Origin of the sequence: Rhodococcus sp. YL-1, from assembly GCF_001942025.1 — a bacterium.
Classification (GTDB): Bacteria; Actinomycetota; Actinomycetes; order Mycobacteriales; family Mycobacteriaceae; genus Rhodococcus_F; species Rhodococcus_F qingshengii.
Map to the genome: position 1 here is coordinate 28075 of NZ_CP017299.1, position 17727 is coordinate 45801.

Sequence of the window (17727 nt, forward strand, 5' to 3'; positions counted from 1 at the left end):
GTTTGGCCAACTCGACGTATGGAGTGATGAATGTTCTCTTCCGATTTGACGCTGGCAAGTGTTGTTCCGCGGCGCGTGGAGACGGTCGAGGCCGTCCGGGCGGCAATCGCTCTCGACGGCGCCGCGGTGTTCGGTGGCCTGCACACCGAGGAAGATGCCATTGCCTTCGCGTCGAAGTTGCTCGGTGAGAAGTGCATTCGCGTCGGCCGCCAGTTCGAGGCGAGCGCCAAAAGTCAGGATGCCGAAGCCGCTGTCGTCGACACCCAACCGGTGGACGAACGCGGGCGCAAGCGCTCGTTCGGTATCTCCGGCGAGCGGATGACCGCCCACAACGACGGGTTTGCTTTCGGTGATTACGCGCCCGACTATCTATTTCTGTGGTGCAAGCGTCCTGCGTACCCGAGCGGCGGCGACTCGTTTCTCATCGACGCGGTCAAACTGACCCAATTGCTCGCCTTCGATCCCGCAACAGCGGAGCTGGCCGAATTCTGTTGGAGCACAGACATCGACCATTCGGAACCGAACTTCCCGCAGAACACATTTGCGCCGATCGCCCGGACGGTGCCGAGTGGACGCAACCAGGTTCGGTATCACCCATATCTCGCGCCGATCGCCGGTGAATCGGAAGTAGCGCAGTGGCCGCTGGTGAAGCAGTGGAGTGAGGCTGTGATTCACGTGCGAGACAGCGGTCCGATGTTCCGCGCCGAAGCCGGCGAGATGATCTGCATCGACAACTACCGGGTACTGCACGGCCGCGACGGATACACCGACCCCGGCCGTGAGCTGTACTCGATCTGGGGATGGTCGAGCGACGCAGTCGCGGTGCCGCAGCAGGCTCTCGACATCGTGCAGCCGGACCTCGCGGCACTGGCCATGTAACCAGCGCTTATTTCTCGGGCGGCACCAAACCGTGGACGGCGAGCACGTCCAGGACGTCCTCCGGTGACGTGCCGAGATCCCAGCGTCCGAAGATCAACAGCTTCTCCGTGTCGGTGGGACGGTCGACGATGTCGATCTCGAGCATCGGGACGCGTCGACCGAGGCGCGGGTAGCGGACGAGACGGACCCGGTCGATCTGTTCGCGGGTGAACTCGTGGCGGGCGCGCAGGCGCTGCACCGCGATCGACTTGGTTCCCGCGTCTTCGATCACAGCCAGGCGGGGGCGCTGACGCAGGGCGAGTCCGCCCATCACGAACAGCCCGATCACCGCGAGGGCGAGCAGGAAGCGCCCGGCAGGCTCCGTGGGCGCGATTATCGAGGCGATCGCGAGGGCAATTCCGCCGCCGAACATCGCGTAGACAACACCCATCGGAGTGGCCCACGAGACGACTTCCGTGGCGTTGTCACGAGGCTGTGGATGAAATTCATCCTCGAGCATGTGGATAACTTCCTAGGTTGTCCACAGGGGTTATCCACAATGGGGATGAATGACACCCATGTAATTGAGAGACGGTCACGATTCGAGTCGAATCAGATACTCGCTGGTCAGCGCCATCTCATGGTCATCACAAGACCCACAACCATGAAGCCGAAGCCGACGAGGAAGTTATAGTTTCCCAAGTCGTTCATCCACGTGATCGAATCCGCGGCCAAGTAGTACACAATCAACCACGCCAGGCCGACGAGCATGAATCCGAGCATTACGGAGACGTACAACGTGCTCGACGGACCCATCTTCACCTTCACCGGAGTGCGGTTTGCCGGGTTGACTGTGTAGTCGTTCTTCTTACGGACCTTCGACTTGGGCATGACGTCCTCGCTCTACGGTGTGACCTGCATGTGTTACCTACACGCTAACGTAGCTGTGTCCAGTTGGTCACCGGCCGACCTGCACAATCCGGGAGGAGCCACGTGTCTTCGGGTGAATCTTCACGAACCGTCTGGCACATCGGTGTACTTGCCGTCTGCCTGGTAGCCGGTCTGATGGTCGCCACGGCGCAACGATCCGCCGAGGAAAACCAGCTCCAGGTCACCGAAAGCACCAGGCTCTCCGATCTGGTCCGCAGCGCCCAGGCCAATGCCGAAAAAGTTTCGGCCGACCGGGACGAACTTGCCGCTCAGCTCGATTCGCTGCAGCAAGACGCCGCTCGGTCCGACGCCGGAGTGGCCGCCGCGCTCGGAGACATCAAGAACATCTCCGCCGACGCGGGACTGACGGAGATGACCGGCCCGGGTGTTGTCGTCACGATGACGGACGCTCCGCGCAACGCCGACGGCAAGTATCCGGTCGACGCCACCCCGGACGACCTCGTCGTGCATCAGCAGGACGTCCAGAGCGTCCTGAACGCACTGTGGGCGGGCGGTGCCGAAGCGGTGGGCATGCAGGACCAACGGATCATCAGTACGTCGGCGCCGCGGTGCATCGGAAACACCCTCCTTCTTCACGGACGTACCTACAGCCCGCCGTACGTGATGAGTGCCATCGGCGACGTCGCGCGCCTCGAGGCGGCACTCGCTGCCGAACCGGGCATTCGGATCTACAAGCAGTACGCGACCCGCTTCGGCCTCGGGTACACGCAGGCGACGCCGTCGCAGATCACGGTCCCCGCCTATACCGGCGGATAGCACAGGCGTTTACCCTGCTCTCATGAGGATTCTCGTCGTCGACAACTACGACAGCTTTGTGTTCAACCTGGTGCAGTACCTCGGCCAGCTCGGAACCGAAGCCGTGGTCTGGCGCAACGACGATCCACAACTGACGGCAGACCTCGAAGGTGCAGTAGCGCAGTTCGACGGCATTCTCCTGAGCCCGGGCCCCGGAACTCCGCAGCGCGCGGGAGCGACGATGGATCTGGTGAAGGTCTGCGCCGACACCAAGACCCCGCTGCTTGGCGTCTGCCTCGGACATCAGGCGATCGGTGCGGCTTTCGGCGGAACCGTCGACCGCGCGCCCGAACTGCTTCACGGCAAGACGAGTCTGGTTCATCACAAGGACGTCGGCGTCCTGGCCGGACTGCCCGATCCGTTCACCGCTACCCGCTACCACTCGCTGACGGTTCTCGAGGACACCATTCCCGAGGAACTCGAGGTGACCGCCCACACCGAGAGCGGCGTCGTGATGGCGATGCGCCACCGCGAACTGCCGATTCACGGCGTCCAGTTCCACCCCGAGTCCGTACTCACCCAGGGTGGACACCGGATGCTCGCGAACTGGCTCGCAGTCTGCGGTGAGGCGCCGCCGGAAGGGCTCGTCGCAGCCCTCGAGGCCGAGGTCGCGTCGGCGCTCGGCGGCGCATTGCCCGCAATTCTCTGACACCTGTCCACAAAAAAGTGCCTCCCGGAAATCTCCGGGAGGCACTTTTTCACTTTGCTAGCGGCCGGGGATTCCGAGCGCTCCGACGCTGACGGTGATGACTGCGTCCTTGGAGATCTCCGAGCCCGGAGGCTGCGTCTGCGAGACGATCTTGCCCACCATTTCCGGGGTGAGCGTCGTGCTCTGGTTCTGCACCAGCTGCGATGCAGTTCCCGCCCAGCCGGCTGCGCGAAGCGTGCTCAACGCCTCCGACACCGTCTTGTTGGTCAGATCAGGCATCGCGACCTGGTTGCCGTTGGACACTCGTAGCGTCACGGTCGAACCCTTGGTGGCCGAAGTACCGCCGGTCGGGTCGGTCGAAACAACCTGTCCCTTGGGCAGTCCCGAATCGATCTCCGTGATCTGGACGACGAACCCGGCACCTTCGATGTTGGGCCTCGCCACCTCTTCACGCTGACCGGTGACATCCGGGACACGAACCTGCTCCGGTCCGGTGCCGACGGTGATCGAGACCGCGGAATCGAGAACAACCGACACTCCGACGGCCGGGTCCTGATTGACGATCTTGTCGACCTCGGCGACGGTCGATGCCGCCTTGCCGATGGTCGGATCAAGTCGGAGTCCGACGGAGTTGAGCTTCTTCTCCGCGTCGTCCTGGCTCAGCCCGGTCAGGCGTGGGATCGCGACCTGCTCGGGTCCGGTGGACACGTCGATGGTGACGGTGCTGCCCTTCTCGATACGCACCCCGGCAACCGGACGCGTCGTGATGACGTTTCCGGCGGCGATCACCTTGTCCGTCTTCTGCTGACGCTCCACCTGGAATCCGGCGTTGGTCAGCGTCGCCTCGGCGACGTCGGCGGGCTGGTTGGTCAGGTCACCCGGAACGGTCACCATCTCGACCTTCGGCGAGTTCACCCGAATGAGGAAGAACGTCACCAGACCGATCACCAGAAGCGCCGCGATGCCCATCAGGGCGTAGCGTCCGCCCTTCTTCTTGGCAGGCGGCTCGGCGGCGCGAGTTGTCCTCGCAGGAACCGGCTCGACCGGATCGGGAGCGGTGCGGTAGTTCCCGGTGTCGGAGCCGACGGCGCCGAGGATGGTGGTGCGGTCCTCGTCGTTCATCACCATCGGAGCACTCGGACGCTGACCGCCCAGGACACGTACCAAGTCGCTGCGCATGTCGCCGGCGCTCTGGTAGCGGTTGGCCGGGTTCTTGCTCATCGCCTTGAGAATGATCGAATCCAGCTCGCGCGGAATGTCGGGATTGATCTCCGACGGCGTCTGCGGATCTTCACGAACATGCTGGTACGCCACGGCGACCGGTGAATCACCCTTGAAGGGCGGCTCGCCCGTCAGAATCTCGAACAGCACACAACCGAGCGAGTACACGTCCGAACGCGCGTCGACCTGCTCACCTCGCGCCTGCTCCGGCGAGAGGTACTGAGCGGTGCCGATCACGGCGGCCGTCTGCGTCATCGGGCTCGACGCGTCGGAAATGGCACGGGCGATACCGAAGTCCATCACCTTCACGGCGCCGGCACGGTTGATCATGATGTTGGCGGGCTTGACGTCGCGGTGCACGATGCCGTTGCGGTGGCTGAAGTCCAAAGCGGCACAGACGTCCGCGATCACTTCCATCGCCTTGCGCGGAGCCATCGGCCCGGTGCTGCGCACGATGTCACGCAACGTGTCGCCGTCGACGTACTCCATGACGATGTACGGCAGCGGCCCGGCGTCGGTCTCGGCTTCACCGGTGTCGTAGACGGCCACGATCGCCGGATGGTTCAGCGCAGCAGCGTTCTGCGCCTCACGACGGAACCGCAAGTAGAACGTGGGATCGCGCGCGAGGTCTGCACGCAGCACCTTGATCGCGACGTCGCGGCTGAGTCGGAGGTCGCGCGCCAGGTGAACCTCGGACATTCCGCCGAAGCCGAGAATCTCACCCAGCTCGTAGCGGGAGGAGAGATTGCGGGGTGTCGTCATTGGTCTTGTCCTAGCGGTTCTTCAGCGTCTCCGGGATCCGCCAACGGCTCAGTGGTCGTTGTGGTCGTCGTTGTCGTCGTGGTGGTGGTTGTGGTCGTCGGAGTTGTTGTTGTCGTGGTCGGCGTTGTCGTGGTGGTTGTCGGCTCGGTCGTGGTTGTCGTCGGCCGAGTCGTCGTGGTTGTCGGCTCGGTGGTCGTCGTTGTCGGCCGAGTCGTCGTCGTGGTGGGCTTGGTCGTCGTGGTGGTCGGCAATGTCGTGGACGTGACGACGGGCGGCGTCGGGTCGCTCGGACCGTCGGTTGCGATCCAGACTCCGCCGATGATCAACGCCAACAAGATCAATCCGCCGCCGGCCCACGCCACGGCCTTCTGCCCACTGGTCAGTCCGCCGGCTGCCGCGTCGTCCGCAACAGCGGCGCCCGTCACCGGACCCGCGTACGTCGGCGGCATGACCTGCGTGGCACCCGTTGCCGGCAACGCGCTCGCGGCACCGGTGGCGAGCAGACCGGGCGGCGGTGGACGCCTTCCTGCCCGAACGGCTGCAACGGCGTCGGCGAACTCGCCGCCACTGGCGTAGCGGCCGGCCGGATCCTTGGTCAACGTGATGTCGATGAGCTCGCGGATGTTCGGCGGCAGGTCGGCCGGCATCGGAGCCGGGGTTTCCTGCACGTGCTTCATCGCGACGGTCAGCGCGCCGTCACCGGTGAACGGGCGTCGACCCGAAAGTGCTTCGTATCCGACGATTCCCAGCGAGTACACGTCACTCGCCGCGGTCGCGTCCTGACCGAGAGCCTGCTCGGGCGCGATGTACTGGGCGGTGCCCATCACCATTCCCGTGCGCGTGACAGGAGAGTTCTCGACGGCCTTGGCGATGCCGAAGTCCGTGATCTTCACCTGGCCAGTAGGCGTGATGAGGATATTGCCCGGCTTCACGTCGCGGTGCACGACACCGGCGTCGTGTGCGACCTGCAGGGCGCGGCCGGTCTGCTCGAGCATGTCGAGGGCATGCGGAACCGCCAGGCGGCCGACGCGTGCCAGGACAGCGTTGAGCGGTTCACCGTTGACGAGTTCCATCACCAGGTACGCCGTGGAATCACCCGAGCTGTCGCGGGTCTCGCCGTAGTCGTAGATTCCGGCGATACCGGGATGGTTGAGCTGTGCGGTGGTGCGGGCCTCGAAGCGGAAGCGCTCCAAGAACTCCGGATCGGAAGAGAACTCGGACTTGAGTACCTTGACGGCGACGCGACGGTTGAGCCGGGAGTCCGTGGCTTCCCACACCTGACCCATCCCACCGGTGGCGATGAGACGGATCAATCGGTAACGATCGGCGATCAAAGCGCCGTTGTTCAACGCCACGGTTCAGCCCCCTTGGATTCCGGCTGCGATGACTGCACGACCGATCGGCGCAGCAACCGAGCCACCGGTAGCGGCAAGTCCGCGGTCACCACCGTTCTCGACTATGACGGCCACGGCGACCGTCGGATTCTGCGCCGGTGCAAAAGCGATGTACCAGGCGTGCGGCGGAGTTTCCCGCGGGTTCACGCCGTGCTCGGCGGTACCGGTCTTGGACGCGATCTGAACGCCGGGAATCTTGCCGTCGCCGCCGGTGAAGTTCTCCGAGCCGATCATCAGATCGGTCAGCGTTGCCGCAACTGCCGGCGAGATCGCCTGACCCATCGACACCGGTGACGGCGTACTGAGATCGGTCAGATCGGGTGCCTGCAACTGGGAGATCAGGTTGGGCTGCATCCGCACACCGCCGTTGGCGACGGTCGCGGCGATCACTGCATTCTCGAGCGGGGTCACCGCGACGTCGCGCTGGCCGATGCTGGTCTGGCCGAGAGCCGCGTCGTCGGAGATGTCGCCGACGGTGCTGTCTGCAACCGGCAGCGGGATCGCGGGAGTGTTGGGTCCGATGCCGAAGGCGCTGGCCTCGTCCTTGATGGCGTCGGCGCCGTCCTTGATGCCCAGTTCGACGAAAGCCGTGTTGCACGAGCGCGCAAACGCGTCACGCAACGACGCCGTCGGGTTGGGGCCGCAGGTGCTGCCGTTGTAGTTCTCGAGGGTCGTGCTGGTGCCGGGCAGCGTGATCTGCGGAGCCGCGGTCAGCTGGTCGTCCGGCGTCGCACCGTTGCCAAGAGCTGCGGCCGTGGTGAGCACCTTGAACGTCGAACCGGGAGGGTAGGTCTGCGAGATCGCGCGGTTGACCAACGGATCGTTGGGATCGGCGTTGAGCTCGTCCCACGCCTTCGTGGTTTCGGCGCCGTCGTGGCTGGCAAGCAGGTTCGGGTCGTAGCTCGGAGTGCTGACCATCGTCAGGATGCGTCCGGTGCTCGGCTCGATGGCGACGACGGAACCGGTGTAGCCCTTGCTGGTCAGCTGGTCGTACGCCACCTGCTGCATGGCCGGATTGAGCGTCGTGACGACGTTGCCGCCGCGCGGATCGCGTCCGGATACAAGGTCGAAGAAGCGCTGGCTGAACAGCCGGTTGTCCGAGCCGTTGAGAATCGGATCCTCGGTGCGCTCGAGGCCGGCGCTGCCGTACTGCATCGAGTAGAAACCGGTGACCGGTGCGTACGGGTACGGATTCGGATACTCACGCAGGTACTTGTACCGGTCGTCGGTGGCGCGGGAGGCGGCAAGCACCTGACCGGAAGCCGAGATCTGACCTCGCTGGCGTGAGTACTCGTCGAGCAGCACGCGCGAGTTGCGCGGGTCGGCTCGCAGGTCGTCAGCTTTGATGACCTGTACGTACGTGGCGTTGGCGAGGAGCGCGACGACCATCACCATGACGGCCATCGCGACGCGGCGCAGTGGAGTGTTCATACGCGCGGCATCATCTCGGTATTGGCGTCAGCGATTGGGGGCGGACCTTTCTTCTTCGTCACTACCGGCGCACGAGCCGCGTCCGAGATCCGGACGAGGATGGCCAGCAGTAGGTAGTTCGCGAGCAGCGACGAGCCGCCGTACGACATGAACGGTGTTGTCAGACCCGTCAGCGGGATCAGCTTGGTGACGCCGCCGACGACGACGAAAATCTGGATCGCGATCGTGAACGACAGACCGGCGGCGAGCAGTTTGCCGAAGCTGTCGCGCACGGCCAACGCCGTACGCAGGCCGCGCACGATGAGAAGCAGGAACAGCATGAGCACAGCGGCCAGGCCGATCAGGCCGAGCTCTTCGCCGATGGTCGCGATGATGAAGTCCGTCTTCGCGAACGGCACCTGGTTGGGGCGGCCGCTGCCCAGACCTGTTCCGGCGATACCACCGGTGGCCAGGCCGAACAGCGATTGCGAGATCTGATAACCGGTGTTGGCGTAGTCGCCGAGCGGGTCCAGCCAGGTGTCGACGCGAACGCGCACGTGTCCGAACATCTTGTAGGCGAAGAAGAATCCGATGGCGAGCAGTCCGCCGCCGATCACCAGCCAGCCCACACGCTCGGTCGCGATGTAGAGCATCACCAGCACGGTGCTGAAGAGCAGCAGCGACGTACCGAGGTCGGTTTCGAAGACGAGCACGCCCACCGAGACGATCCAGGCGAGCAGGATCGGGCCGAGGTCGCGGGCACGCGGAAAGTCCATGCCCAGGAAGTGTTTACCGGCCGAGGTGAACAGGTCGCGCTTGGCGACGAGCACTGACGCGAAGAAGATGATGAGCAGGATCTTCGCGAACTCACCTGGCTGAATGCTGAATCCGGGCAGGCGAATCCAGATTTTTGCGCCGTTCACGCTCGAGAACTTCGCCGGCAGGATCGCGGGAATCGCCAGGAACACCAGGCCTGCGAGGCCGAGTGTGTAGCTGAACCGCGCCATCAGGCGGTAGTCCTTCAAGAACACGAGCAGCAGCACGAAACCGGTGATCGCCAATGCAGTCCACATGACCTGCTGGTTCGCATCCGGTGACGGTGCCTCGACGCCGTTGTAGAGCGCTGTCTGTTCGTCGGCGAGGTCGAGTCGGTGGATGAGCACCAACCCGAGGCCGTTGAGCAGGGCGACGATCGGCAGCAACAGCGGATCGGCGTACGGCGCATACCGCCGAATTGCCAAGTGCGCGATCAGGAACAAGCCCGTGTACGCGAGCGCGTACTTGGCCAGATCGAGAGTGATCTTCTGTTCCTGGCTCGCCTCGACGAGCAGAAGCGAGACCGTCGTGATGATGACGGCAAAGCCCAGGAGCAGCAGCTCCATGTTTCGACGGGTCGACTGGACCGGCGCCGGGGCAAAACCTCCGGGCGGACTCGGAAAAGCCGTCCCCGCAGCTGCGTTGGACGACATCAGTTGACCGTCCTGCAAGTCTGACCGGGAATGTCGGTCGGCGTCGGCGTAGTCGTGGGTGCCGCCGTCGTCGGCGCAGCAGGCTCCCCGGGCGGTGCGGGGGGCGGCGTGGTCTCCGGTGCCGGCGGGGGAGTGGGCGTGGCCGTCGTCGTCGGAATCGGCTCACAACGAGGCAGCAGATCGCCGCCGATGAGACGGATCATCTGGCTCTGCGCATCCTCACGCTTGCCGGACGGCAACCCGGCGCGCACCTGCTCCTGCGCCGACGGCTGCAGATCCGTCACTTCGAGGATGTTGCAGTTGCTGGGAATCGCGTCGAGGGAGACGAGGGTCAGGACGTCGTCGTCGCCGACGCAACCCACCAGATCCGCGTCTTGCAGCGAGTAGCCGAGCACCGAACCGGGGATTCCGCGCAGCACCGTCACGCGGCCGTTGTCTTCGCCGACGTAGTAGTTGTTGCGGATGACGGCGCGGCCGATCACGGCGCCGACGCCGACCAGCGCGATCAGCACCACGGCGAGGACCACCCACCACAACCGGTTCCGCTTCTTCTTCGGTTCCGGTTCGGGTTGGGAGACAACTCGCTTGGGCGTCGCGCGCGGCGGACGCATGGCAGCGGCGCGGCCGGCAGCGGTGTTGGGGGGAGGGGCGTCCTCTTCCTCTTCCGTCGACGCGGCGCCCGCGACGATGGGATGCGACTGGCCGTAGTCGAGGTCGATGACATCGGCGACGACGACAGTGACGTTGTCAGGACCGCCGCTGCGCAGCGCCAATTCGATGAGACGGTCGGCGCACTGCTCCTGCGAGCCCTCGCGCATCGTGTTCTCGATGGTCTCGTCGCTGACCACGTCGGAGAGGCCGTCGGAGCAGAGCAGGTAACGATCGCCGGCGCGGGCTTCGCGCACGGTGAGCGTCGGCTCGATCTCGTTGCCGGTCAACGCCCGCATGATCAGGGATCGCTGCGGGTGAGTGTGTGCCTGTTCGGCAGTGATCCTGCCCTCGTCGACCAGCGACTGAACGAACGTGTCGTCGCGGGTGATCTGCGTCAGGTGGTCGTCGCGGAGCAGGTAGGCGCGCGAGTCGCCGATGTGCACGAGGCCGAGCTTGCTGCCGGAGAAGAGGATCGCGGTGAGCGTGGTGCCCATGCCGTCGAGTTCGGGTTCTTCTTCGACGTGATCGGCGATGGAATCGTTGCCCTCGCGGGTGGCTGCCTCGAGCTTGCCGAGCAGATCCTCGCCGGGCTCGTCGTCGTCGAGATGCGCCAGGGCGGCAATCATCAACTGTGACGCGACCTCACCGGCCGCGTGTCCGCCCATACCGTCGGCCAAAGCCAGCAGACGGGCACCGGCGTACACGGAATCTTCGTTGTTGGAGCGCACGAGACCGCGGTCGCTGCGCGCCGCGTAGCGGAGAACAAGGGTCACGGGCGTAGCTCGATTACCGTCTTGCCGACGCGAACCGGAGTGCCCAGCGGCACCCGCACCGCAGTGGTGACCTTGGCGCGGTCCAGATAGGTGCCGTTGGTCGAACCGAGATCCTCGACGTACCAATCAGCGCCGCGCTGAGAGAGCCGCGCATGGCGCGTCGACGCGTAATCGTCGGTGAGAACGAGCGTCGAATCGTCGGCGCGACCGATCATGACGGGCTGAGAACCCAGGGTGATGCGGGTACCGGCGAGGGCGCCCTGCGTGACCACCAGGTACCGAGGCACCTTCGCCTTGCCCAGCGAGGGCAGGACCTTTCCGGCACGGGTGTACCGCGGCGGAACCCTGACCCCGGAACCGGCATAGATATCGGAGCGGAGAGTGCGGAGGACTGCCCAGACGAACAGCCACAGTAGGAGCAGGAAGCCCGCCCGTGTGAGTTGCAGAATCAGGCCCTGCACGGCTGTCCACCTCCTTCTATGGCTCGAGCCCCGCCGCAGCGGGGTTCGAGCATTGTCGACTGGCAGCATCATAGGGGGCTCTGGGCCCCGAAGATCACGATACTGACAGCCGCGTGACGGCGGCGCGCCGACGGACCGCCGAATGTTCGATTGTTATCGGAAAGATCCTGGCGTCCGTTTCTCAGCTCAGAGAATGCGAACCAGAATCTCCGAGTGACCTGCGCGAATGATGTCGCCGTCTGCCAGCTGCCAGTCCTGGACCGGTGCTCCGTTGACGGTGGTGCCGTTCGTGGATCCCAGATCGGACAGCATCGCTGTGCGGCCGTCCCAACGGATGTCGATGTGGCGACGTGAGACGCCGGTGTCCGGGAGGCGGAACTGAGCTTCCTGGCCGCGGCCGATGACATTGCTGCCGTCGCGAAGCTGGAAGTGGCGTCCGCTGCCGTCCTCGAGCTGCAGGGTTGCCGTCAGGCTCTGGGCCGTCGGTGCGTAACCGCCCTGCGGCTGGGCGTAACCCTGCTGCGGGTAGGCCTGCGTCTGCTCGAAGTTGCCGCCCTGCTCGTAGCCGGCCTGCTCGTACGGCTGCTGTGTGTACGCCTGCTGGTCGTAACCGCCCTGCTGGTAGCTCTGCTGGTCGTAACCCGGCTGATCGTAGGACTGGCCGTTGTACGGCTGCTGGTAACCCTGCTGGTCGTAGCCGCCTTGCTGGTAGCCCTGCTGGTCGTACCCACCCTGGTACGCCTGCTGGCCGTAGCCCTGCTGGTCGTACGGCTGCTGCTGGTAACCCTGCTGGTCGTAGCCGCCGCCCTGCTGGTCATAGCCCTGCTGGTCGTAACCGGCCTGCTCGTACGGCTGCTGCTGGTTCGGGTACGCCTGCTGGTCGTAGCCACCCTGCTGCTGGTTGTAGCCCTGCTGGTCGTCGCCCGTGCGGTAACCGTCGCCGCGGTCGTAACCGTTCTGGTACGGCGCTTCCTGGCCCTGCGGAGCGGCGTAACCGCCGTCGTCGTGGGAGTACCCGTTCCGTGCCGGCTGCTGCGGTTCGGGCTGGCGACCCGCCGGTTCGCGGCTTGGTTCGTAGCCTGAGTTCTGCGTCATGGGGCCGGCTCCTGGTTGTGACGGGACTGGATTGGAAACAGGGGGAACAATCGGTGCGGGTCGCTGAGGCGGCCGTTGTGGAGGCCGCGACGAAACCTGCGGAACATGCGACGGCGGTGATGCCTGCTCGGCGTCACCGTCCGGGTCGACGGTTCCGCGGGTGCGGAACTGACCGGTGTGGAGCGTAGGCGAAGGCTCGAATGTGACCGAGATATCGCCGTACGTCTGCCAACCCTGATCGCGGATGAAATCCTGCAGGTGTCGGCTGAAAGCCTTTGTCGTCAGTTCGCGATCAGCTGCCAACTCTTCGTGATCGGAGTTGTTGATGGTGATCACGTAGTTGTTGGGGGCGAGAAGGATTCCGCCGCCGAGGTGCTCGACGCGGTCACGTGCCTCCTGCTGGAGCGCCGCCTCTACTTCCTGCGGCACAACGCCACCACCGAAGACCCGCGCGAATGCGTCGCCGACAGCTCCTTGGAGCTTTCGTTCGAAACGCTGCACGATGCCCATCGGGCCCTCCTCTCGCCTCGCATCTACGACGGCAAAATGCTCGGCAAGTAGCGCCGGCACCGCCTTGTCGCGTGTCGTCCAAACTGCTGTACAGGTTCCACGGTACTGTCAAATGTCGCTTCGGCAGTACCTGGCCGCTGTTTCAGCATGGTATCGGTTCTGGGCTTTCGGGTGCTCGGTGTTCATCGATTCGTGCCCTGAGCTGCACGAATAGAACTTTCAAAGTTTGTCGTGATAATGTTTCGGCGTTGCTCGGGCGAGTGGCGGAATGGCAGACGCGCTGGCTTCAGGTGCCAGTGTCCTTCGGGACGTGGGGGTTCAAGTCCCCCTTCGCCCACCACAAGACGAGGCCACGAACTCACAAGAGTTGGTGGCCTCGTTTTTTGTTGTCGGCTATCTGGCCGCAGCCTGAATGAAGCTCAGAACGAAGTCCAATGCGGTGCCCGCAAACGGGTTGCCGACTGGTTGAGGGGCCGCGGCGGGCGTAGTGATCTGCGGGGTCATCATCCCTGGCGGCAGTGTGCCGGGTGGGAGATTGATGATGGCCTTGATGTCGTAGATGGTGTTGTCGGGGCCGTTGGTCACCGCGAAAGAGATACTGCCGAAGTCGGCGACCGGAGTGTCGGCCGATGCAGTACCAACTGCACTGCCGAAGGTGATCGCGGCAGCGAGCGCGCCGACACCGAGGGCCGCGGTGGTCCGGGACAAACGAGTAGGTGTTTCGAGTCCATTCACAGATGTGCTCCCTTTCGTGGTGACAGCATCCGTGCGTGGACGCCGAGCAGCCAGGAGATTGCAACTACTGCCGAGGAAGATAACGGACATTCACCCCATGGCGGAGTGGTTCGGCACGAAGTGCTTCGTCGTTCCCAGCAGTCAGAGACTTGGGACTTGCCCGGGTGACTGCCCAGGAGATTCTTGTCGTCTTGGTTGAACGTCTGTTGGCCGACGAACCCTCAGTAACGGGTAAAACGTGACGTTCTCGCTCGACGCTGACCCTTTTCGTATGTACGTATATCCGTAGATGCGGACATACACGGAAAGCTAAATGGGGGTCCCACAAGGAGGCAACCCGGCGAAGCTCCAGACCGGGAACCTTTGGAAGGAAAAACCCGATCATGAACGACTTTAGCCTCCGGGCTGCCCGTATCCAGCTAGGCGCATTGCTCGCCGCACTCGCACTCGCGATCGTCATTGCACTCGGCATCACCACCGGCGCATTCGTACTTTCCTTCGCCGTACAACGCGACCTTGCAAGGCAAGCGCTGATCCCCGAACACCTGACCTGGATTTTCCCGGCGATCGTCGACAGTGCAATCCTCGGCGCGACCATCGCCATCGCCATCGTCATCATCAGCAAGCTCAACATGAACAAACGCGACAGAGGCTTCTACATAGCGCTTGCAGTCAGCGTTGTCGTGATCAGCATCCTCGGAAACGCGTACCACGCCTATCACGCAGCAATCGCCGCACGGCAGTTCATCGTCGGTGGGGGAGACCTCGGGTTCAGTCCCCTCGCGAGTACAGCACCGCCCTCGACGTCGAGGCTCAACTCCTGTGCTCGCTGCTCTGGGCGCCGGCTGAGAGCGCGAAACGTGCCGTCGCAGCTCTGACCAGCGCAGACTTCTACCGGCCCGTGAACGCGGCACTGTTCACCGCCATCGAGGAGCTAGTCACTTCCGGCAAACCGCACAACAGTGCCCATGTCTTCGCCACCTTGCAGCAGGAAGGACGCACCAGCGGGCACCTCGGGAAACAACTCACCAAAGCACTCACCGACATCAGCACCATCGGCGTCCCGTCCGCTGAACTCGAGCACAAGATTGCCGCAGTCCTCATCCAGGCCTACCGGCGCGGATTCCGCGAAGCAGCACGATCCCTCGCCCAAGCCGCCGAAGAACTCCCCGAAGACCAACTGTTCGAACACCTGCTCAGCATCGGCCGCGAACGCCGCGCAGCCTCCCAACGCCTCGCAGCCATCCGCGAAGGCCGCCCATGACTAACAAACCGAGAGTGTTGAAACACAGCATCTTCGGAGTCCTCGCGCTCGCCGTCGCAGCCCTGGACTTCACCATCGGCACCAAACACATGATCACCGCCGGAATCATCGCCCTCGCCGCCTCCGTCTACAGCTTCACCAAAGCCGCCAGCCTCCGAAAAGCCCCAAACGACAAAGGGAATCGACCATGACGACCGAAAAAGACACCAGCAAACCCGGCTGGAAAGCGCACACCGTCGTCGCGCTGATCAGCCTCGCCGTAGGCATCATCTTCCTCACCGGCGGAACAACCATTTCACTCATCGCCGGAACAAGCCTCCTCGGGCTTGCCGTCTACCACTACGTCGTAGCCCTACGCCTCCGCCGAGAACTCAAGACACCCGCCGAAGAGGAGGGTTGAACGTGAGCGACGACGAACACGATGCCTGGCAACTGCACCACCACGGAGCCAGCTGGGACGACATCGGCACCGAAATGGGATGCAGCCCCACCACCGCGCAAACCCTCGCAACCGCCTACGAGAAACGCACCGACAACGCCGCCGCACAAACCCAAAACACTCTGTTCTGAAAACCCGTCCGTAGGTCCGTGTCGGAGCTACCAGGCACAATCGCCGGAAACGACAGAAAGGAACGCCATGAACAACGAGATCACGAATGGCGGAATTGGCAGCGAACCCGATCGACGGACACTTCGACTTCGCGCACCTGCAAGCAATCCACCGACACCTACTCGGCGACCTGTACGAATGGGCCGGTGAAATCCGCACCATCGACACCGCGCCAGGCGATCTCGGCATCCTCCACGACCCACCCGCCGCCATCCCAGGCGAACTCGACCGAGTGTTCACCGACATCAACAGCGGCGTCTACGTCAACCACCACAGCCACGAAGCGTTCGTCCAGGACCTCGCCGGACACTGGGGAGATCTCACCAGTGTCCACCCGTTCGTCGACGGAAACTCCCGCACCCAAAGGGTTTTCTTCGACCAACTCGCACGCGACGTCGGATGGGCAATCGAATGGCGCGAACTCAGCGCCGACGCCGTCCAAGCCGCCCGCAACTTCGCCTACATCGACGGCGGAACCATCCTCGCCGACGTCCTACGACCCGCGATCAAACCTGTCACCGAAGTGCCCATGGACTCCATCGCCACCGCACCCCGCGAGAACGTCATGACGTTCCCCGAGCACTGGCAGGCGATGATCGAGCACCACGACACCATGCCCGAACAGACCTATACCTGGGCGAGCCAGATCAAACCCGAAGCACCACAACATGACCCACAGACGACCGAGATCCGGCCAGCCCCCAAGCCGGCCGCTCCGGAACCGGAACTAGCCGACCTCGACACCACCAAGTTTCACACCCACTGGAGCCCCGAGGTCGACCACCAACTCATGAACAGCCGCACCATCCCACAACACAGCAGCAGACCAGAAGGACCGAGACTGTGAGCATCATCGGATACGCCCGCGTCTCCACCCTCGAACAAAACCCCGAACTGCAAGAACACGCACTCCGCCAAGCCGGAGCGATCCGCATCTTCACCGACTACGAATCCGGCTCCAAAACGCAGCGCCCCCAGCTCACCGAATGCCTGAACTACCTACGTGACCACGACGGTGATGTCCTCGTCGTCTGGAAACTCGACAGGCTCGGACGATCCGTCCGCCACGTCATCGACACCGTTCACAACCTCGGTGAGCGCGGCATCGCATTCCGTTCCCTCACAGAAGGATTCGATACCACCACCGCAGGCGGCGAATTTCTCTTCCACATCATGGCAGCCCTTGCCCAAATGGAACGCCGCATGATCGTCGAACGTACCCACGCCGGCCTCGAAGCCGCCCGACGTCAAGGTCGACGCGGCGGCCGGCCGACTGTCATGACCCCGGAACGCACTGAACTCGCCCGTGCACTGCGCGAGCAAGGGAGGAGTCTTGACTCCATCGCTTCGACACTGGGCGTCGGTCGGTCCTCTGTCGGCCGTGCACTCCTGACGGCCATCCAATAGCTCGATCTTTTTCGGAAGACGGTAGTTCAGTTGTGAATCTTGTTGCAGTCTCTACGAATACCGATGGTACCGGTTGGCTCGGTGAGTGTCCTCTCGGAGGTTGAGGGGCTCGATCACGGTGGACTGACCGAGACTGATACCGACCGAAGCTCCTCAACAGTTTGTGGGCCACCGACTGCACCCGCCAGTGAGCCTAATCATGAAGGCTACGCGTTCGTCTCCGTCTCGTTGGAACGGAGACACGGAGACTTTAGCGCTGAACCGCGATGTAATTCGCTGTTGGAAGGGTGCTCCGCGAGGCTGGAGGAGGACTTCGGGACGGGGAGCCGTCCGGAGTCGAGGAAGATGATGCGACGTTCGATGTCGACGTGTGATTGCAGAACCGTCCGAGGAGGGTGAAGCCGACAGCTGTTTGTACTCCGTGTAGCCACTACAGGTGTGGGGAGGCGCAGACCGGCGATCTTGGCTACGTAGGTGCGTCTGGTCGGTAGTGGGTCCGCATGGATGTGGCGTTGCGGCGTTTCCCCATACCGTTGAAGGTCTGTGGTCGGGGCGGGTTTGCGTTGGTGGTGTGTGGGATACCTCTGGGTTGCGGTATCGGGAGCACTCGAAAAGGATTTCGGGGCGCCGCGCAGACGACCTGCCTTCCGGCTGTCCGCTCGCCGGGGGTGGGTCAGCCCCGAAATGGGGCATCCTGGTACGGGCAGTGCCG

Annotated in this window: 19 protein-coding genes, 1 tRNA gene and 1 pseudogene; 11 read left to right on the forward strand and 10 right to left on the reverse strand. The window is 63.9% G+C overall.

What is annotated here, in order from left to right; translation table 11 throughout:
• Window positions 1-30 precede the first annotated feature (30 nt).
• The gene (locus tag BH682_RS00120) at window positions 31-879 is read left to right on the forward strand and encodes a TauD/TfdA family dioxygenase (RefSeq protein ID WP_030536704.1); all 849 of its coding nucleotides are present in this window, start codon (window positions 31-33) and stop codon (window positions 877-879) included.
• Between the two features lie 7 nt (window positions 880-886).
• Here the strand turns inward: BH682_RS00120 and BH682_RS00125 are convergent, their stop codons facing one another.
• Window positions 887-1378, reverse strand: a complete 492-nt coding sequence (locus BH682_RS00125) for a PH domain-containing protein (protein ID WP_063315331.1) — start codon at window positions 1376-1378, stop codon at window positions 887-889.
• A 107-nt stretch (window positions 1379-1485) separates the two neighbouring features.
• Window positions 1486-1749, reverse strand: coding sequence for a cell division protein CrgA (gene crgA / locus BH682_RS00130; protein ID WP_003942576.1), 264 nt, complete (start codon window positions 1747-1749; stop codon window positions 1486-1488).
• Window positions 1750-1851: 102 nt separating this feature from the next.
• On the opposite strand from crgA, the gene BH682_RS00135 reads away from it, so the two are divergent.
• Window positions 1852-2565 (forward strand): DUF881 domain-containing protein, encoded by a 714-nt coding sequence (locus tag BH682_RS00135; protein ID WP_003942461.1) that lies wholly within the window; start codon window positions 1852-1854, stop codon window positions 2563-2565.
• A gap of 22 nt (window positions 2566-2587) precedes the next feature.
• Window positions 2588-3253, forward strand: a complete 666-nt coding sequence (locus tag BH682_RS00140; RefSeq protein WP_003942537.1) for an aminodeoxychorismate/anthranilate synthase component II — start codon at window positions 2588-2590, stop codon at window positions 3251-3253.
• A 57-nt stretch (window positions 3254-3310) separates the two neighbouring features.
• Here BH682_RS00140 and pknB read toward each other — a convergent pair whose 3' ends face one another.
• From pknB to BH682_RS00175, 7 genes are all read right to left on the reverse strand, one after another.
• Window positions 3311-5236 carry a Stk1 family PASTA domain-containing Ser/Thr kinase gene (pknB, locus tag BH682_RS00145; protein ID WP_042453355.1) on the reverse strand — a complete coding sequence of 642 codons (1926 nt, stop codon included), beginning with the start codon at window positions 5234-5236 and terminating at the stop codon, window positions 3311-3313.
• On the reverse strand, window positions 5233-6591 hold the full coding sequence (locus BH682_RS00150) for a protein kinase domain-containing protein (RefSeq protein ID WP_075831707.1): 1359 nt from the start codon (window positions 6589-6591) through the stop codon (window positions 5233-5235). Before BH682_RS00150 ends, pknB begins: the two co-directional genes overlap by 4 nt.
• Window positions 6592-6594: 3 nt before the next feature.
• Window positions 6595-8061: a peptidoglycan D,D-transpeptidase FtsI family protein gene (locus tag BH682_RS00155; RefSeq protein ID WP_007735774.1), complete on the reverse strand. Its 1467-nt coding sequence runs from the start codon at window positions 8059-8061 to the stop codon at window positions 6595-6597.
• Window positions 8058-9509: an FtsW/RodA/SpoVE family cell cycle protein gene (locus BH682_RS00160; protein WP_007735775.1), complete on the reverse strand. Its 1452-nt coding sequence runs from the start codon at window positions 9507-9509 to the stop codon at window positions 8058-8060. Before BH682_RS00160 ends, BH682_RS00155 begins: the two co-directional genes overlap by 4 nt.
• Window positions 9509-10933 carry a PP2C family protein-serine/threonine phosphatase gene (locus BH682_RS00165; RefSeq protein ID WP_075831709.1) on the reverse strand — a complete coding sequence of 475 codons (1425 nt, stop codon included), beginning with the start codon at window positions 10931-10933 and terminating at the stop codon, window positions 9509-9511. The genes BH682_RS00160 and BH682_RS00165 overlap by 1 nt, the downstream gene beginning before the upstream one ends.
• Window positions 10930-11394, reverse strand: coding sequence for an FHA domain-containing protein FhaB/FipA (locus tag BH682_RS00170; RefSeq protein ID WP_003943418.1), 465 nt, complete (start codon window positions 11392-11394; stop codon window positions 10930-10932). The genes BH682_RS00165 and BH682_RS00170 overlap by 4 nt, the downstream gene beginning before the upstream one ends.
• A gap of 186 nt (window positions 11395-11580) precedes the next feature.
• On the reverse strand, window positions 11581-12999 hold the full coding sequence (locus BH682_RS00175; protein ID WP_020905627.1) for a DUF3662 and FHA domain-containing protein: 1419 nt from the start codon (window positions 12997-12999) through the stop codon (window positions 11581-11583).
• Window positions 13000-13253: 254 nt separating this feature from the next.
• Between BH682_RS00175 and BH682_RS00180 the strand changes: the two genes are divergently transcribed.
• Window positions 13254-13339 (forward strand) — tRNA-Leu (locus tag BH682_RS00180).
• 53 nt (window positions 13340-13392) lie between these two features.
• Here BH682_RS00180 and BH682_RS00185 read toward each other — a convergent pair.
• On the reverse strand, window positions 13393-13734 hold the full coding sequence (locus tag BH682_RS00185) for a hypothetical protein (RefSeq protein ID WP_075835085.1): 342 nt from the start codon (window positions 13732-13734) through the stop codon (window positions 13393-13395).
• Window positions 13735-14117: 383 nt separating this feature from the next.
• Here BH682_RS00185 and BH682_RS00190 point away from each other — a divergent pair.
• From BH682_RS00190 to BH682_RS00210, 7 genes and pseudogenes are all read left to right on the forward strand, one after another.
• Window positions 14118-14519: pseudogene (locus tag BH682_RS00190) on the forward strand (DUF2637 domain-containing protein); the annotation flags it as partial.
• Between the two features lie 44 nt (window positions 14520-14563).
• Window positions 14564-14998, forward strand: a complete 435-nt coding sequence (locus tag BH682_RS00195) for a DnaB-like helicase N-terminal domain-containing protein (RefSeq protein WP_232330067.1) — start codon at window positions 14564-14566, stop codon at window positions 14996-14998.
• A gap of 14 nt (window positions 14999-15012) precedes the next feature.
• Window positions 15013-15189, forward strand: coding sequence for a hypothetical protein (locus BH682_RS36230; RefSeq protein ID WP_165638551.1), 177 nt, complete (start codon window positions 15013-15015; stop codon window positions 15187-15189).
• Complete coding sequence (locus BH682_RS00200) at window positions 15186-15398, forward strand: hypothetical protein (RefSeq protein WP_054781723.1); 213 nt, start codon at window positions 15186-15188, stop codon at window positions 15396-15398. Before BH682_RS36230 ends, BH682_RS00200 begins: the two co-directional genes overlap by 4 nt.
• Before the next feature lie 2 nt (window positions 15399-15400).
• The gene (locus BH682_RS36235) at window positions 15401-15568 is read left to right on the forward strand and encodes a hypothetical protein (RefSeq protein ID WP_165638552.1); all 168 of its coding nucleotides are present in this window, start codon (window positions 15401-15403) and stop codon (window positions 15566-15568) included.
• Window positions 15569-15654: 86 nt separating this feature from the next.
• The gene (locus BH682_RS00205; protein WP_058036950.1) at window positions 15655-16455 is read left to right on the forward strand and encodes a Fic/DOC family protein; all 801 of its coding nucleotides are present in this window, start codon (window positions 15655-15657) and stop codon (window positions 16453-16455) included.
• Complete coding sequence (locus BH682_RS00210; RefSeq protein ID WP_054781726.1) at window positions 16452-17015, forward strand: recombinase family protein; 564 nt, start codon at window positions 16452-16454, stop codon at window positions 17013-17015. The genes BH682_RS00205 and BH682_RS00210 overlap by 4 nt, the downstream gene beginning before the upstream one ends.
• Window positions 17016-17727 lie beyond the last annotated feature (712 nt).

Bases quoted from the DNA above. Each gene is read 5' to 3' on its own strand.
- BH682_RS00205 (WP_058036950.1), top strand. From the start codon at position 15,655: ATGGCGGAATTGGCAGCGAACCCGATCGACGGACACTTCGACTTCGCG.
- crgA (WP_003942576.1), bottom strand. From the start codon at position 1,749: ATGCCCAAGTCGAAGGTCCGTAAGAAGAACGACTACACAGTCAACCCG.
- BH682_RS00160 (WP_007735775.1), bottom strand. From the start codon at position 9,509: ATGTCGTCCAACGCAGCTGCGGGGACGGCTTTTCCGAGTCCGCCCGGA.
- BH682_RS00120 (WP_030536704.1), top strand. From the start codon at position 31: ATGTTCTCTTCCGATTTGACGCTGGCAAGTGTTGTTCCGCGGCGCGTG.
- BH682_RS00125 (WP_063315331.1), bottom strand. From the start codon at position 1,378: ATGCTCGAGGATGAATTTCATCCACAGCCTCGTGACAACGCCACGGAA.
- pknB (WP_042453355.1), bottom strand. From the start codon at position 5,236: ATGACGACACCCCGCAATCTCTCCTCCCGCTACGAGCTGGGTGAGATT.
- BH682_RS00200 (WP_054781723.1), top strand. From the start codon at position 15,186: ATGACGACCGAAAAAGACACCAGCAAACCCGGCTGGAAAGCGCACACC.
- BH682_RS00140 (WP_003942537.1), top strand. From the start codon at position 2,588: ATGAGGATTCTCGTCGTCGACAACTACGACAGCTTTGTGTTCAACCTG.
- BH682_RS00155 (WP_007735774.1), bottom strand. From the start codon at position 8,061: ATGAACACTCCACTGCGCCGCGTCGCGATGGCCGTCATGGTGATGGTC.
- BH682_RS00175 (WP_020905627.1), bottom strand. From the start codon at position 12,999: ATGGGCATCGTGCAGCGTTTCGAACGAAAGCTCCAAGGAGCTGTCGGC.